This window comes from Achromobacter mucicolens, from assembly GCF_902859725.1.
Classification (GTDB): Bacteria; Pseudomonadota; Gammaproteobacteria; order Burkholderiales; family Burkholderiaceae_B; genus Achromobacter; species Achromobacter mucicolens.
Map to the genome: position 1 here is coordinate 128,573 of NZ_CADIJP010000011.1, position 15,984 is coordinate 144,556.

The window sequence follows — 15,984 nt, forward strand, 5'->3', positions numbered from 1 at the left end:
CCCCGTCTTAGGAGCCGAACATGCCTGTCATCGTCAACGGCGTCGAACTGAACGACGCGGATCTGGAACGTGAACTGCCCTTGCACGCAGAAGCCGGCAACCCCATGCGCGAGGCCGTCACGGCCCTGGTGCTGCGGCGCGTCCTGCTGGACGAGGCCGGCCGGCAGGGCCTGGATGTATCCGACGAGGAAAGCGCCATCGGCGCCTTGCTCGCCAGTCAGGCCCCGGCGCCCGAAGCCGACGACGCCGCTTGCCGGCGCTTCTACCAGATGCACCCCGAGCGCTTCATGGTGGGCGAACTGGTCGAGGCCGACCACATCCTGTTCCAGGTCACGCCCGACGTGAACCTGGACATGCTGAAGGCGCATGCCAACGTGGTGCTGGCCGAGCTGCTGGCCGACCCGTCCCGGTTCGCCGAGGTGGCCCGCGAACAATCCAATTGCCCGTCCGGGGCCGTAGGCGGCAATCTGGGCCAACTGGGGCGCGGCGACACCGTGCCGGAATTCGAACGCGCGGTGTTCGCGCTGCCTTCGGGCGGCTTGCTGCCGCAGTTGCTGCAGACGCGGCACGGCCTGCACATCGTGCGCGTGGTTCGGCGTGTCGAAGGGCGGCTCTTGCCCTACGAACACGTGGCCAAGCAGATTGCCACGGCGCTCACGTCCATGAGCCGCGATACCGCCTGGCGGCAATACACCAAGCTGCTGGTCGGGCGCGCCAAGATCTCGGGCATCGATCTGGACGACGGCGAACCCGAACGGGTCTTCGCCGGGAGCGCCGCATGATGGACGAGCCAGCCCCTGCTGCCCTGGCGGACGGCTTTGGCCGCCGCATCGACTATCTGCGCGTTTCGGTCACCGATCGCTGCGACCTGCGTTGCAGCTATTGCCTGCCCAAGGATTTCAAGGGCTTTGAAACGCCGGCCAACTGGATGACCCACGACGAAATGGTCCGGCTGGTCGGGCTGTTCGTGAGCCTGGGCGTGGCCAAGGTCAGGCTTACGGGCGGCGAGCCGCTGCTGCGCAAGGGCGTTGCCGGGCTGGCCGCCACCATCGCCGCCATGCCCGGGCTGCGCGACCTGTCCGTGTCCACCAACGCCACGCAGCTATCGCGCCATGCGCAGTCGCTGCGCGCGGCGGGGGTGGACCGTCTGAACATCAGCCTGGACACGCTGGACGCGGCAGCGTTCTCGCAGATCACGGGACGCGATTGCCTGGACGCCGTGCTGGCCGGATTGTCGGCCGCGCGGCAGGCTGGCTTTTCCCCAATCAAGCTCAACAGCGTGGTGCATGCGGCCACGCCGGAATCCGAAGTTCGCCGCCTGCTGTCCTATGCGGTGGAGCAGGGCTTCGTGCTGCGGCTGATCGAACCGATGCCGATGGGCGAGTGCGGCCGCGGCTTTACGCACACCGACCTGAACGCGATGGGCGCGCGCCTGGCCGCCGACGCCGGGCTGGTGCCATCGCTGGCCGAATCACGCAACGGCCCGGCGCGCTACTGGACCAGCGGACAGGGCGCGCCCGTGCTGGGCGTCATCACCCCCATGTCGCGTCATTTCTGCGCCACCTGCAACCGCGTGCGGCTGGGCGTGGACGGCACCTTGTATCTGTGCCTGGGCCAGGAAGACCAAGTGCCGCTCGGACGCTTGCTGCGCGCGGGCGCCAGCGACGCCGATCTCATCCAGGCCATCCGGGCGGGCATCGCCGCCAAGCCGGAGCGCCACGAATTCAATGCCCGGCCCGAACGCATCGTGCGCTTCATGTCGCAAACGGGAGGCTGACATGCAGGATCTTGAACGACTGGTGGGCGGCTTCCAGCGCTTTCAGCAACAGTATTACGAAGACGCGCCGTCGCTGTACCGCAACCTGCGCGACGGCCAGCATCCCAGTACATTGCTGATCGGCTGTTGCGATTCCCGCGTGGACCCGGCCATGCTGCTAGGGTGTGATCCCGGCGACATCTTTACCGTGCGCAATGTGGCCAATCTGGTGCCGCCGTGCAGCAAGGACCGCGGCCTTCAAGGCGTTCTGGCGGCAATCCAGTTTGCCGTCGAACAATTGCAGGTCAGCCGCATCATCGTGCTGGGACACGCCCAATGCGGCGGGATCCGCGCACTGATGGAGCGCGGCATCCGCCGCGACGGCGAGACCGACTATCTTGGGCGCTGGATGGACATCGCCGAACCCGCGCGCGAACAGGTGCTGCGGCAGATGCCGGACGCCACCAAGGAAGAGCGCCGGCGCGCCTGCGAGCAGGCCTCCATCCTGATCTCGCTGCGCAACCTGGAGGACCTGCCTTTCGTGCGGCGGGCGGTCGACGCGGGAAGCCTGTCCCTGCATGGGTGGTATTTCGACCTGGTGGCGGGCGCTTTGCTGGCATACTCCCCGCGGGCGGACACGTTTTTGCCCATCGTATGTCCCTTGCTGACGGAACCCGCACTCGTATGACTCCCGTATTCGGTATCGCCGGCCGCTCCGGCAGCGGCAAGACCACCCTGATCGAGGCCATGCTGCCGCTGCTTGGCGCGCGCGGCCTGCGGGTGAACGTCATCAAGCACAGCCATCATGATTTTCAGATGGAGCCCCCCGGCAAGGACAGCGCGCGCTTTCGGACCGCGGGCGCGCAGGAAGTCATGATTGCCTCGCCATACCGGTATGCCATCGTGCATGAACTGCGCGACACGCCGGAACCCACGCTTGAGGCGCAACTGGCGCGCCTGTCGCCCGCCGATCTGGTGCTGGTCGAGGGCTTCAAGCAGGCCGCGATTCCGCGTATCGAGGTCTACCGCCCCGCGCTGGGCAAGCCGCCGCTGCACGCCGAAGATCCTTCATTCCTGGCCGTCGTGACGGATGCGCCGCTTGAAATCGCTTTGCCCTGCCTGCCCCTGAACGACCCTGCCCAGGTTGCCGATTTTCTGTGCCGCACCCTCGGTTTGGCCTGATCGCATGGGGCTAAAACGCGCGCAATCGCGCCGGAAAGCGGGCGGGAAGCGACTACACTGATACCCGATCCGCGCTTTTCGCCCCGACACCCATGAAGTCCTCGAATACCGCCACTCCCTCCGACGCGCTGCCGTCGCCCCGGCACCGCCTGTCCACGCGCATCGTGGCAAGCTCGCTGCTGGCGCTGGTCGTGGTGCTGTCCATGGTGAGCTGGACGCTGTGGCTGTCCTGGCAACTCGAAGGCGCGGGCGCGGCCATCAACGATACTGGCAGCCTGCGGATGCGGGCCAATCGCGTCGCCGTCGAACTGATGCGGCCGCAGGCCGGGCGCGAAGTGCGCACCACCGAACAGATTGCCATTCTGGACGACACCATCGCGCGCCTGGCACGGGGCAACCCCGCGCGGCCGCTCTTCATTCCCAACGACAACGCGATCCGCGCCCAATGGCACGACGTGGCCGCTTACTGGCGCGACATCATGAAGCCGGCGGCGCTGCGCGCCATTGGCCAGCCGGACGCATCAAGCTACCTGGAAACGCTGCCCGAATTCGTGGCGCGCGCCGATACGCTGGTCCGGATGATCGAACAGGACAATGCCGGCAAGACCACGTCCCTGCGGCTGTCGCAGGGCGTGTTGGCGGCAATCGCCAGCGCGGGCACGCTTGCCATGATCTACCTGCTGTATCTGTGGATCATTTCACCGGTGCTGCGTCTACGCGACGGCCTGCAGCGCATGGCCGACCGCGAGTTCAGCAGCCGCCTGCCGGTCGAAAGCCAGGACGAGTTCGGCGTGCTGGCCCGCGGCTACAACCGCATGGCGGACGAACTGCAGGACTTGTACACCAGTCTGGAGCAGCGGGTGGAACAGAAGACGGCGCAGTTGGCCGCGCAGAATCGCGACATCGGGGCGCTGTATGACATGGCGGCGTTCCTGAACCAGCCCAATGAAATCGAGGCCATGTGCGATGGCTTCCTGCGCCGCGTGATGCTGCAGTTCGATGCCGAAGCAGGCAGCATCCGGGCGCTGGATCCCAACAACGAAAAACTGAACCTCGTGGTGTCCGTGGGCCTGTCCGAAGAATTGGTCGAGTCCGAACACTGCATGAAGGTCGACGACTGCTATTGCGGTGTCGCCACCCGCAAGGCGGGTGTGATCGTCATTCAGGACTTCCGCCAGTCGCCGCCCGAACTGGATCTGAACTGCCAGCGCGAGGGCTTTGCCAGCGTGGCGGTGTTTCGCATCGTGACGCGCGACGAAGTGCTGGGTTCGTATTCGCTGCATTTCCGCACGCACCGTCGGCTGGCCGCGTCCGAGTCGCAGTTGCTGGAAACGCTGGGCCAGCACCTGGGCGTGGCGCTGGACAACCGGCGGCTGAGCGCGCAGGCGCGTCAATTGGCTGTGGTCCAGGAGCGCGGACTCGTGGCGCAGGGCCTGCACGACAGCCTTGCCCAAGGCCTGAACTTCCTGAACCTGCAATTGCAGATGCTCGATGCCGCGATCAAGCGCGGCGACGAGGAAGAGGTCAGCGAGATCCTGCCGCTCTTGCGCACCGGCGTGGACGAAAGCTACCAGGACGTGCGCGAACTCCTGACCAACTTCCGCAGCAAGTTGTCGCAAGGCGACCTGCAAGCCGCCATCGAGGACACGGTTTCCCGTTTTCGCCGCCAGACCGCCATCGACACCGACCTGACGTTTACCCAGGGCGAGGGCGCGCCGTTGCAGCCGGAGCAGCAGTTGCAGGTGCTGTTCATCCTGCAGGAAGCGCTGTCCAATGTGCGCAAGCACTCGGAAGCCAGCCGCGTGCGGATCGCCGTTGAGAATGGCCGGGATTTCACCTTGCTGATTTCGGACGACGGCCAGGGCTACGACCCGGCCGACGTCGCCGAACGGGGCGAATCCCATGTCGGCCTGCACATCATGCGCGAGCGCGCCGCCCGCATGCGCGCCGTGATAAAACTCGAATCGCAGCCCGGCGCCGGCACGCGCGTGGCGCTCACCTTGCCTGGCGCCGAACGCCAGGCAGCCTGACATCCTGGCCCATCATGACCATCCGCATCCTGCTCATCGACGACCACACCCTGTTCCGCTCCGGTGTCCGCCTGCTGTTGCAGCGCCAGCCCGACTTCGAGGTCGTGGCCGAGGCGGGCGACGGCGTCGAAGGCTTGAAACGCGCCAAGGAGCTCAAACCCGACGTCGTGCTGCTCGACCTGAACCTGCCCGGCCTGTCGGGGCTGGAAACGCTGCAATTGCTGACGCAGGACCTGCCCAATTGCGCGGTCATCATCCTGACAGTCTCGGAAGAGGCCGATGAGCTTGGCCAGGCGCTTCGCGACGGCGCCCGCGGCTATCTCGTCAAGAACATCGACGCGGACGCGCTGGTGTCCGCCATCCGCCGCGCCGCCAACGGCGAAGCCGTGATTGCTGACAGCATGACGGCCAAGCTCGTCGAACAGTTCCGCGGCCAGGCCAGCCAGACGCCGCCGCCACCCGGCTCGGCCGAGCGCCATCGTCTTACCGCGCGTGAAACCCAGATCGTGCAATGGCTGGCGCGCGGGGCCAGCAACAAGGTCATCGCGCGCGAACTGGACGTGAGCGAAAGCACCGTGAAGATCCATGTGCAGAACGTGCTGAAGAAGCTCAACCTGACGAGCCGTGTGCAGGTCGCTGTCTATGCCGTGGAGCGCGGCCTGTACACCGAGGAATAGGCCGCACAAAAAGGCGCCGCGCGCGCCACGCCGTTTGATTTTCGACAAGGCCCGGGGGACGGGCGGCCCATAGACTGGCCGTCATGCAAACTCGAACCTCTCCCATAGAGCTCGTGGCCCCAGCAGGCAGTCTGGCCGCCTTGAAAGCGGCGATTGAAGCGGGCGCCGACACCGTCTATCTCGGGCTCAAGAACGCCACGAACGCCCGCAATTTCGCCGGGCTCAATTTCACCGAAGCCGACATCCGCGCCGGCGTCGAACTGGCGCATCGCCACAACCGGCATGTGCTCTTTGCCATCAACACCTTCGTGCAGGCGGGCCGCATGGCCGAATGGCAGGCCGCCGTCGATGCCGCCCACGACCTGGGCGCCGACGCCGTCATCATGGCTGACCCGGGACTGCTGGCCTACGCGAGCGACCGTTATCCGGACCTGCGGCTGCATCTGTCGGTGCAGGGCTCGGCCACCCACGCGGACGCCATTGAACTCATGAAAGAGCAGTTCGGCATCCGCCGCGTGGTCCTGCCGCGCGTCCTGACGCTGACGGAGATTGCCCGCATCTGCGCCAACGTCAGCGTCGAGGTCGAGGTCTTTGGCTTCGGCAGCCTGTGCGTGATGGCCGAGGGCCGGTGCCTCTTGTCGTCGTACGCCACCGGCGATTCCCCCAACAACAAGGGTGTCTGTTCGCCCGCGCACGCCGTGCGCTGGGTCGAAGAAGACGGCCGCATGGATGCGCGCCTGTCGGGCATCCTCATCGACCGCTACGAACCGGGCGAGCCCGCCGCGTATCCCACGTTGTGCAAGGGGCGTTTCGAAGTTGACGGGCAAGCCGATCACGCCCTCGAAGAACCCACCAGCCTGAACGCCATCGGCTTGTTGCCCAAGCTGGCGGAGATGGGCGTATCGGCCATCAAGATTGAAGGGCGCCAGCGCAGCCCGGCCTATGTCACGCAGGTGGTGTCCACGCTGCGCGCCGCGCTGGACAGCGTGCACGCGGACGCGTCGCGCTTTTCTCCGCGCCCCGAATGGAACGCCATGCTGGCGCGCCATGCCGAGGGTTCACAAGTCACACAAGGCGCTTTCGAACGTCCATGGAAATGACCCCCATCCCATTCCAGATTTCTGTCGGCCCCTTGCTGTACTACTGGCCGCGCCAACGCACGATGGATTTCTACGCCGCGCTGGCCGAAAGTCCCGCGGACATCATCTACGTGGGCGAGACCGTCTGTAGCCGGCGTCACGAACTGCGCGCCGACGATTGGCTTGAACTGGCGCGCGACCTGCGCGCAGTGGGCAAGACGGTCGTGCTGTCGGGCCGCACCTTGATCGAGACCGGCGCCGAGGCCAACGCCTTGAAGAAGCTCTGCGACCAGCAGGATTTCATGGTCGAGGCGGGCGAGTTGGGCGCGGTGCGCCACCTGAGCGGCCGCGGCTTTGTCGCCGGTCCGCACATCAACGCCTACCACGGGGGCACGCTGACCTGGCTGGCCAATCGCGGCGCCGTGCGCTTCGTCGCGCCGCTTGAAATGGACGGCACCACGCTCGAGCGCCTGCTGCAAGAGCGTCCTTCCGGCATGCAAGCCGAAGTGATGGTGTGGGGCAGGATGGCGCTGGCGTTTTCCGCCCGCTGCTTCACGGCTCGCCACTTCCGCCTGAAAAAGGACGATTGCGGTTTTCGCTGCATCGAGCATCCCGATGGCCTGGACATGCGCACGCGCGAATCGCGCGAGTTCCTGGGTATCAACGGCATCCAGGTTCAGTCGGCCGCCTGCCTGGACCTGCTGGCCGAAGCGCCCGAACTGGCGGGCATGGGCGTCGATGTGCTGCGCGTCAGCCCGCAATCGGCTGGCACGCTTGAGGCCATTGCCGCATTGGATGCGATGCGTCAAGGCTCCAGGCCCGAGCCGGTGTCGCCGCCCGCGGGCATCGGCCGCTGCAACGGTTACTACTACGGCAAGGCCGGCATCGGCCTCGAGGAGGCCGTCGCATGAGCGCCGCCCTGAATTTGCCGCCTGTGCTCGCCAAGCTGGGCCGCCGCGTGCCAGGCCCGTTCGTGTCGCTGCATTTCGTCGCGGGGCTTGAGCTTGCACGCCAGCTCAAGTGGCTTGAGCCACCCGCGGAACTGAACGGCCGCAGCTTTGCCATCACCGTCGAAGACCTGGGTCTGCGCAGCAGCTTTGTCGTGCGCGATGGTGCGTTCCGGCCCCTCTGGAACCGCGGGTCCACCGGCGCCGCGGAGCTTGAACTCGGCGCAAAGCTCGCGGACTTCCTGGCGCTCATGCGCGAGGAAACCGATGCCGACACCTTGTTCTTCCAGCGCCGCCTGCGTATCGCCGGCGACACCGAACTGGGGTTGATCGTCAAGAATTGGCTGGACGCGGCGCCCCGGCCGGCGTGGCTGCAACGCATGACTGCCGCAAACAGCGGCATGGCGGGCGGGGCAGGCGGCTGATCTCCCCGCTGTTCAAGCACGCCGGCCTTCCATGCGGCGTGCCACGCGCGATAGCCCCAGGCTGGCGGCCAGATACAGCAGCGCCACGGCCAGATAAACCTCGACGTGATACGGGCGCCAGTCGGTGCCCGCCACCACTGCCTTGGCCGCGCCCAACACGTCAAACACACCAATAATGCTGACCAGCGACGTGTCCTTGACCGCGCCCACAAACACGCCCAGCGCGGCGGGCGAGGCGATGCGGCGGGCCTGTGGCCAGATCACGCACGCATAGGCCAGCGCGGGCCGCATGCCCAAGGCGCGCGCAGCCATCATCTGGCCGGGCGGAATCGCCTGCAGCGCGCCGCGCAGCACTTCGGCCAGCACACAAGCGGTATGCAGGGTCAGCGCCGCCAGCGCCATGCTGAACTTCGACACGCCACCACCCAGCAGCATGGGCAACACAAAGGACGCGAACAGCAGCTGAGTCACCAGTGGCACGCCGCGTACCGCTTCGATCAGACCGGCGGCGGCCAGTGAACCGGCCGGGCTGCCGGACCGGCGAAGCAAAGCGAGCGCGAAGGCGAGCGGCACGGCCGTAACCAGCGCTGCTATCGCCAGGATCAACGTGACGAGCAGTCCGCCCCAGCGTTGCGGGCCGATGAGGTCGCCGCCCCACGGCCAGCCCGTCAGCGCTGCCACGGTAATGCCTGACAGCGCAGTCAACAGGGCAATCCGCATGCGCGCCGGTACGTGACGTGCGCCCAGGAAGACGGCGATGGCGGCCAAAAGCGCCAGGCACGCGATCAGCGCCGGCCCCCGGTGCGCTTCGGACATGGTGCCGTAGAACAACAGCGGCAGGTTTTCGCCCACGGCGGCCCAGCAGGCGCCCGCCGCATTCGCGCAGGCCGCCGGACCGCCCGACCACACGGCGCGCAGCACTGCCCAGTCGAGCAGTGACCAGGCCACGGCGGCCAGCAGCAATGTCAGAACGGCCGACATCGCTTTGCGTCGAAGCGTCCTGGCCTTACCCCCAGCGCCATCCCAGCACGCCCGGTCACCCAGGCGCGCCCCGTGCGTGTCGCCCGGGTCGTGTCGGGTATTGCGCGCATTCCAGGCGGAGAGCCCGCCGCCCAGGCAGACCGCCAACGTCAGGTAAATGGCCATGGCAAGCGCAATGCCTTCCAGTGCCAGTCCGGTTTGCGTGATGGCGGTGTTGATGACGGCCATCAGCTCCTGGTAGCCGATTGCGATGGCGAGCGTGCTGTTCTTGACGAGCGCCAGGCATTGACTGGCATAGGGCGGGAGCGCGACGCGCGTGGCGTAGGGCGCGATCACCAGCCGCAGCACCTTGTAAGGCGTGAGGCCAATGGCCTGGCCGGCTTCGACCAGGCCAACGGGAACCGCGCGCACCGCACCGCGCACGATGTCGGCGATGTAGGCGGCGTGAAAGACCACGAGGCCGATGGTCAAGGCGGCGAACTCGATGCTGGGTTGCCAGCCGCCGTGCAAGCCGAGCCCGCGCTTGACGGGAAGGTCGATCTGCATGGCCGGCAATAGTGCCCACGCGATTCCGGCGGCGGTCAATATTGCAGTCAACGCGGCGGCCAAGGCAGCATTGGTCCACCGGCGGCGGGCTTGCCATCCCAGCGCCAGCGTGGCCAATGCCACACCCGCATAAGGCAGCCAGCCATGCAGCGCGGGTAAGGCCAAACCGCGATTGGACAGCAGCACGGACGGCAGCGGCGACCATGCCTGCCGCAAGTCAGGCAGGCGCAGCAGCAACCCGTACCAGACGAAGAGCTGCAACAGCACAGGCGTGTTTCGCAAGGGGGCAATGACGAGAGCGGCGACGCGCGCCGCCAGCGGGTTGGACGACAACCCCATGAATCCCAGGCCCGCGCCCAGGACGGTCGCCAGCGGTATCGCCACGAAGGCGACGGTCAGTGTATTGACCAGTCCCGCCGCAAGGGACATCCAGTAAGGATCTTCGGGCGTGACATTGAGCAGGCTTTCCGAGATGCGGAATCCTGCTGGTTGAAGCAGGAAGCCGAACCCGCCCTGGATACCGCGTGCGGCCTGCACCGATTCGATGTGCCGCACCAGCATGGCGGCCATTGCGCCCAGTCCCAAACCCCACGCCAACGCAGGCAGCCAGCGGCGCCAGGGCGCAGTCAACGGGAAGGGGAGCGTGGTGGCGGTCATGGCGGGGCGTGCGGCAAAGGAAAGAACAAGAAGGGCGGACCCGGCGGCCCGCCCGCGAATCATCATGAAGTGCGCATCAAGCAATGCGCATCGAGCGATGTGCATCAAGCGATACGCATCAAGCGACACGCATCACTGGAACGGCGGCGAATACAGCAGGCCGCCCTTGTTCCACTGCGCATTCAGGCCGCGTTCCAGCTTGAGCGGCGTGGCAGCGCCCAGGTTGCGGTCCCACACCTCGCCATAATTGCCCACGGCCTTGATGGCGTTTCGTGCCCAGGTTTCTTCCAGGCCGAAGCTCTTGCCAATGCCGGGATCCACGCCCAGCAGGCGCCGCGCCTGCGCGTCGCTGCTTTGCGCCTGGCTGTCGGCGTTCTTGGCGGTGATGCCCAGCTCTTCGGCGGCGACCAGCGCGTTGACCGTCCAGCGCACGATGGCGGCCCAGTTCGGGTCGTCCTGGCGCACGAAGGGTCCGAGCGGCGACTTGTTGATGCGCTCGGGCAGGATGACGAAGTCGTCCGGCTTGCTGGCGCGCGCGGCGCGGCTGGCGGCTAGCGTGGAGGCATCCGACAGGTAGACGTCGCAGCGGCCGGCGTAGAAGGCCTGCTCCAGTTCGACCAGGTTTTCGATGACGACCGGGCGGTAGGTGAGCTTGTTCTTCTTGAAGTAGTCGACCAGGTTCTGTTCGTTCACCGTGCCGGGCTGCACGCAAACCTGCGCGCCTTCCAGTTCGGTGGCGCTCTTAACGCCCAGTTTGCGCGGCACCAGGAAGCCCTGTCCGTCGTAGAACACGATGCCGGCGGACACGATGCCCAGCCCCGAGTCGCGGCCCGAGGTGATCGTGGTGTTGCGGTTCAGCACGTCGATCTCGCCGGACTGCAGCGCCGGAAAGCGCTGCTGCGAACTCAGCGGCACGAAGCGGGTCTTTTCCGGATCGCCCAGCACGGCGGCCGCCAGCGCGCGGCACAGGTCCGCGTCAAGGCCGGTCCAGCGGCCTTGCTTGTCCGCGATCGACAGGCCTGCCGAGCCCTGGCTGACGCCGCACACCAGTTCACCGCGCTTCTTGATGGTGTCCACCGTGCCGGCTTGCGATGTGCCGGCAAGCGTCATCGCGGCGGCCACGCCCGCGGCCTTGAATAGATGAATCAAACGCATGCTGTTCCCAGGGTTGTTGTGTGCAAGAGAGGCACGAATTCTATGGGCGGGGCGCGGTTTGCCGAGCGACTTAATACGCATATCAATATGAAAACTAAGCCTTATCCAGATTCGCGTCATATACCTAGAATGCCCGCATGCCGGATGGTCTGGCGGAGTAGGTTGCGCATGGCTTGGCAGGACGAATTCAGACAGTTGTTTCCCATCACGCGCGACAAGGCCTACGCCAACATCGCGTACACCAGCCCCTTGTCGCCGCGCGTGTCGGCGGCGGTGGGGGAATTCTTCGACAGCATCACGCATGCCCGCAGCGACAAGCCGCAATGGCTGCGCGACGCCGACGCGTTGCGCGTGCGGTTGGCGCGGCTGATCGGCGGCGACCCGCACCGGCTGGCGTTCACCAAGAACACCACCGAGGGATTGAACACGGTCGCGCAAGGACTGGCCTGGAAGGACGGCGACAACCTGATCGTCGACGACCAGGAGCATCCGTCGAACGCCTTGCCATGGCTGAATCTGCGCCGGCGCGGGGTGCAGGTGCGCGTGGCGCAGGCACGCGCCCATCGCTTTACGGTGGACGACCTGTGGCAGCACGTCGACGGCCGCACGCGTTTGATCGCGGTGTCGTGGGTGCAGTACGGCACCGGACTGCGAACCGACATCCGGGAACTGGGACGCCGCTGCGCCGAACGCGGCATCTGGCTGGTGGTCGACGGCATCCAGGGTGCGGGCCTGCTGCGCGCCCGGGTGGACGAATGGCACGTCGATGCGTTTGCGTGCGGCGCGCACAAGGGCATGCTGGGACCGCTGGGGGTGGGGCTGCTGCACGTGTCGCCGCGGCTGCTGGCGGCGCTGGATCCGCGTTACGTCGGCCCGTCCGGCGTGACCACGCTGGACAAGTCCGGCCTGCAATGGCAGGTGGCGGTGTCTGACGCGACGGATGCCCGCCGGCTGGAAACCGGCAACCTGAACTATCCCGGCCTTGCGGGCTGGGCGGGCGCGCTGGACCTCATCGAACAGGCGCGGCCCGAGCGCATCGAACCCTGGGTGCTGGCGCTGTCGCAGGCTTTGAGCGATGGACTGCGGAGTTTGGGCGCCCAGGTGGTGTCGCCGCCGGGCGACGACGTGCGCAGCACCACCACGGCGCTGCGCGTCGCCAACCCCGCCGCGGCGCTGGCGCACCTGGCGCAGGCAGGTGTCGTGGCGAGCATCGTGGAGTATGGTTACGTGCGCCTGTCTGTCGGCGCTTACAACAACCATGAAGACATCGAACGCATTCTGCGCGCCGCGCGCGCGTTTGCCGCCTGATCTGAATTTTCAATCACTTATTTACCGGAGAGACTGATGACTGAAGCGAAGAAGCCCAACTGGCGCCTGGAAACCGTGGCTGTCCACGGCGGCTACCGCCCCGATCCGACCACGCGCGCGGTAGCCGTGCCCATCTACCAGACGGTGGCCTACGCGTTCGACGACACGCAGCACGGCGCGGACCTCTTCGACCTGAAGGTCGCGGGGAACATCTACACCCGCATCATGAACCCGACCACCGACGTGCTGGAGCAGCGCGTGGCGGCCCTGGAAGGCGGCATCGCCGCGCTGGCGCTGGCCTCGGGCCAGGCCGCCGTGACGTACGCGATCCTGACCATCGCCGAAGCTGGCGACAACATCGTGTCGTCCAGCACGCTGTATGGCGGCACCTACAACCTGTTTGCGCACACGCTGCCGCAGTACGGCATCACCACGCGCTTTGCCGATCCGTCCGACCTGGCCGCCTTCGAGGCGCAGATCGACGACCGCACCAAGGCCATCTTCGCGGAATCGGTCGGCAACCCGCTGGGCAACATCACCGACATCGCCGCGCTGGCTGAGCTGGCGCATCGCCACGGCCTGCCGCTGATTGTCGACAACACCGTGCCGTCGCCGTACCTGCTGCGTCCCATCGAGCATGGCGCCGACATCGTGGTGCAGTCGCTGACCAAGTATCTGGGCGGACACGGCACCAGCCTGGGTGGCGCCATCATCGACTCGGGCAAGTTTCCGTGGGCCGAGCACAAGGCGCGCTTCAAGCGTCTGAACGAGCCGGATGTCAGCTACCACGGGGTGGTGTATACCGAGGCCTTCGGACCGGCCGCTTACATCGGCCGCGCCCGTGTGGTGCCGCTGCGCAACACCGGCGCCGCGATCTCGCCGTTCAACTCGTTCCAGATCCTGCAGGGGATCGAAACGCTGGCCCTGCGCGTGGACCGCATCGTGGAGAACGCGGTCAAGGTCGCCAGCTACCTGCGCGAGCATTCGAAGGTGGAATGGGTGAACTACGCGGGTCTGCCGGACCATCCCGACCATGCGCTCGCCAAGAAGTACCTGGGCGGCAAGGTCCCGGGGCTTTTCACGTTTGGCGTGAAGGGCGGCCGCGAGGCCGGCGCGCGCTTCCAGGATGCGTTGCAGCTGTTCACGCGCCTGGTCAACATTGGCGATTCCAAGTCGCTGGCGACGCATCCGGCGTCCACCACGCACCGCCAGCTCAATGCCGAGGAACTGAAAAAGGCCGGCGTGCGCGAGGAAACCGTGCGCCTGTCCATCGGGATCGAGCACATCGACGACCTGATCGCCGACCTGGACCAGGCGCTGGCGCAGGTGTAAGCAGCATGACGATGATTCCCCGCAGAACCCTTTTGAAGTTGGCGGCCGGGCTGCCGGCCCTGGCGGCAGGGGCCTCGGCCCTTGCCGCCGCGCCCGTCAAGAAAGCAAAGACCTACGTCCTTGCGCACGGATCGTGGCACGGCGGCTGGTGCTGGCGTCCCGTGGCCGACCGCCTGCAGGCGGCGGGCCATCGCGTCTATGCGCCCAGCTACACCGGCATGGGCGACCGCGCGCACCTGCTGAGCAAGGACATCACCATCGACACCTTCGTGGAAGATCTGGTGCAGGTCATCCAGACGCAGGAGCTCTCCGACGTGATCCTGGTCGGCCACAGCTTTGGCGGCATTCCCATCACGGGGGTGGCCGACCGCATTCCGGATCGCCTGGCGCACCTGGTCTATTTCGACGCCATCGTGCTGCAGAACGGCCAGAACGCGTTTTCCGTCTATCCGAAGGCCGATGCTGACGCGCGCATTGCCGCAGCCTCGAAGGCGACGGGCGGCCTGGCCGTGCCCATCCCCGATCCGCTTCCCGCCGCATGGGGCTTTGCCCCGGGCAGCGCGGATTACAACTGGGTCAAGCGCCGCCTGACGACGCATCCGCTGGCCAGCTACACCACACCGCTGAACCTGAAGCACCCCATCGGCAACGGACGGCCGCGCACGTACATCCACTGCACGCAGCCTGAACTGGCGGTGCTGGACGATTCGCGCAAGCTGGTGAAATCGCAGCAGGGTTGGAACTGGGTGGACATCGCCGCGCCGCATGAAGCCCACATCACGCATCCGCAGTTGCTGGCCGATCTGCTGCTCGGCCTGGGTTGAAAGCTGGGGCGGCCATCATGGCAGTCAGGTCCTGCGGTCACGCTCCCGGATTCAAGCTCCGGCGGGCAGGCCGCGGCAATCAGGCGGATGCGGGACGGCGTCGCCGCAAGGCGGACGGCGCCACGCCTTCCGTGCGCTGGAATACCCGGCTGAATGCGGCCTGGGATTGATAACCCACGCGTTCGGCGGCTTCCTGTATGCCCATGCCCTGATCCAGAAGCCGCCGCGCCACGCGCATGCGCAGCAACTGCAATAGCTGCGCTGGCGTCGTGCCGCTTTGCAACGTGAAGCGGCGGTGGAAGGTGGCCTTGGACATATGGACGCGGTCGGCCATGTCCTGCATGCTCCAGGGCGCGGCAGGCTCGGCCAGTATCGCCTGCAGCAATCCAGCCATTGCGGGATCGCGCGACAGCACGAAAAGACCGTGCGCCTGGCGGTCCTGAATGGCCAGGTGGCGCAGCATGAAGAAGATCAGCAGATCAGTCAGGCGCTCCAGCACGACAGGCGAGGCAGATGGCTCACGTGTGGTCTCGTCCAGAATCAGGTCGAACACGCCGCGCGCGGCGCGAAAGCGGTCGTCGTCCGCGCGCAGCAGCAGATAGTCGGGCAGGGTGTCGGCCAGCAAATCGGCAAGCCCCGGGCGGAACTGGAAGAACCCGCACGCAAGGCCGGTGCCGTCAGGCTGACGCGGTGACAGCGGCTGCATCGGGCCACTAGCGACGCTGGCGGGCGGCTGCAAGGGCGTCAGCACGTGGGCGATGTCGCGCAGAAAGAAGATGCCGTCGCCTGCCGCCAGCGTGTGCGATTCCTGGCGCGATGCGATGTCCGCGCGGCAGCGGCCGTGCAGGATCAGGTGGAAACTGGCGCGGGCGCGTCCGCTGGTGCTGGCGGTCCAGTTACCGCAGTACTGGCCCAGATGGTAAAGACTGGATTGCACTTCCAGGCTGGACAGCAGCACGGCGTCCACGGCAGCTTGATCGGTAAGGGCGGGATCGAGGGTCAAGGTAGGCAACAGTTATAAGCGCATAGCTGAAAGTCGATAAGATCGAGCATCAAGTTGCGATCCTCGTGCATTGTCGCTTGCG

General features: G+C 66.6%; 15 protein-coding genes. 12 read left to right on the forward strand and 3 right to left on the reverse strand.

The window, feature by feature from the left end; translation table 11 throughout:
- The first annotated feature begins 20 nt into the window (after positions 1 to 20).
- From HV786_RS15905 to ubiT, 9 genes are all read left to right on the forward strand, one after another.
- Positions 21 to 782 carry a peptidylprolyl isomerase gene (locus HV786_RS15905; RefSeq protein ID WP_128828242.1) on the forward strand — a complete coding sequence of 254 codons (762 nt, stop codon included), beginning with the start codon at positions 21 to 23 and terminating at the stop codon, positions 780 to 782.
- On the forward strand, positions 779 to 1,777 hold the full coding sequence (moaA, locus tag HV786_RS15910) for a GTP 3',8-cyclase MoaA (protein ID WP_175211253.1): 999 nt from the start codon (positions 779 to 781) through the stop codon (positions 1,775 to 1,777). Before HV786_RS15905 ends, moaA begins: the two co-directional genes overlap by 4 nt.
- A gap of 1 nt (position 1,778) precedes the next feature.
- Positions 1,779 to 2,444, forward strand: coding sequence for a carbonic anhydrase (locus HV786_RS15915; protein ID WP_056318361.1), 666 nt, complete (start codon positions 1,779 to 1,781; stop codon positions 2,442 to 2,444).
- Positions 2,441 to 2,938, forward strand: a complete 498-nt coding sequence (mobB, locus tag HV786_RS15920; protein WP_128828264.1) for a molybdopterin-guanine dinucleotide biosynthesis protein B — start codon at positions 2,441 to 2,443, stop codon at positions 2,936 to 2,938. Before HV786_RS15915 ends, mobB begins: the two co-directional genes overlap by 4 nt.
- Positions 2,939 to 3,030: 92 nt before the next feature.
- The gene (locus HV786_RS15925; RefSeq protein WP_128828265.1) at positions 3,031 to 4,968 is read left to right on the forward strand and encodes a type IV pili methyl-accepting chemotaxis transducer N-terminal domain-containing protein; all 1,938 of its coding nucleotides are present in this window, start codon (positions 3,031 to 3,033) and stop codon (positions 4,966 to 4,968) included.
- Positions 4,969 to 4,982: 14 nt separating this feature from the next.
- Positions 4,983 to 5,645 (forward strand): response regulator, encoded by a 663-nt coding sequence (locus HV786_RS15930; protein ID WP_128828266.1) that lies wholly within the window; start codon positions 4,983 to 4,985, stop codon positions 5,643 to 5,645.
- 83 nt (positions 5,646 to 5,728) lie between these two features.
- The gene (ubiU, locus tag HV786_RS15935) at positions 5,729 to 6,745 is read left to right on the forward strand and encodes a ubiquinone anaerobic biosynthesis protein UbiU (RefSeq protein WP_056318371.1); all 1,017 of its coding nucleotides are present in this window, start codon (positions 5,729 to 5,731) and stop codon (positions 6,743 to 6,745) included.
- The gene (locus HV786_RS15940) at positions 6,742 to 7,635 is read left to right on the forward strand and encodes a U32 family peptidase (RefSeq protein WP_175211283.1); all 894 of its coding nucleotides are present in this window, start codon (positions 6,742 to 6,744) and stop codon (positions 7,633 to 7,635) included. The genes ubiU and HV786_RS15940 overlap by 4 nt, the downstream gene beginning before the upstream one ends.
- Entirely contained in the window at positions 7,632 to 8,096 is a 465-nt protein-coding gene (ubiT, locus tag HV786_RS15945; RefSeq protein ID WP_128828267.1) for a ubiquinone anaerobic biosynthesis accessory factor UbiT, read from the forward strand. Before HV786_RS15940 ends, ubiT begins: the two co-directional genes overlap by 4 nt.
- 12 nt (positions 8,097 to 8,108) lie before the next feature.
- Here the strand turns inward: ubiT and HV786_RS15950 are convergent, their stop codons facing one another.
- On the reverse strand, positions 8,109 to 10,280 hold the full coding sequence (locus HV786_RS15950) for an ABC transporter permease subunit (RefSeq protein WP_175211255.1): 2,172 nt from the start codon (positions 10,278 to 10,280) through the stop codon (positions 8,109 to 8,111).
- 132 nt (positions 10,281 to 10,412) lie between these two features.
- On the reverse strand, positions 10,413 to 11,435 hold the full coding sequence (locus HV786_RS15955) for an amino acid ABC transporter substrate-binding protein (RefSeq protein WP_175211257.1): 1,023 nt from the start codon (positions 11,433 to 11,435) through the stop codon (positions 10,413 to 10,415).
- Between the two features lie 168 nt (positions 11,436 to 11,603).
- Here HV786_RS15955 and HV786_RS15960 point away from each other — a divergent pair, with 168 nt between their 5' ends.
- The 3 genes from HV786_RS15960 to HV786_RS15970 are packed head-to-tail and all read left to right on the forward strand — an operon-like array spanning position 11,604 to position 14,899.
- A complete protein-coding gene (locus HV786_RS15960) occupies positions 11,604 to 12,743 on the forward strand; it encodes an aminotransferase class V-fold PLP-dependent enzyme (protein ID WP_128828268.1) in 1,140 nt (379 codons plus the stop codon).
- A gap of 36 nt (positions 12,744 to 12,779) precedes the next feature.
- Positions 12,780 to 14,075, forward strand: coding sequence for an O-acetylhomoserine aminocarboxypropyltransferase/cysteine synthase family protein (locus tag HV786_RS15965; protein WP_128828269.1), 1,296 nt, complete (start codon positions 12,780 to 12,782; stop codon positions 14,073 to 14,075).
- Positions 14,076 to 14,080: 5 nt separating this feature from the next.
- On the forward strand, positions 14,081 to 14,899 hold the full coding sequence (locus tag HV786_RS15970) for an alpha/beta fold hydrolase (protein ID WP_254599486.1): 819 nt from the start codon (positions 14,081 to 14,083) through the stop codon (positions 14,897 to 14,899).
- 79 nt (positions 14,900 to 14,978) lie between these two features.
- On the opposite strand, the gene HV786_RS15975 is transcribed toward HV786_RS15970, so the two are convergent.
- Positions 14,979 to 15,911: an AraC family transcriptional regulator gene (locus tag HV786_RS15975; protein WP_252870125.1), complete on the reverse strand. Its 933-nt coding sequence runs from the start codon at positions 15,909 to 15,911 to the stop codon at positions 14,979 to 14,981.
- Positions 15,912 to 15,984 lie beyond the last annotated feature (73 nt).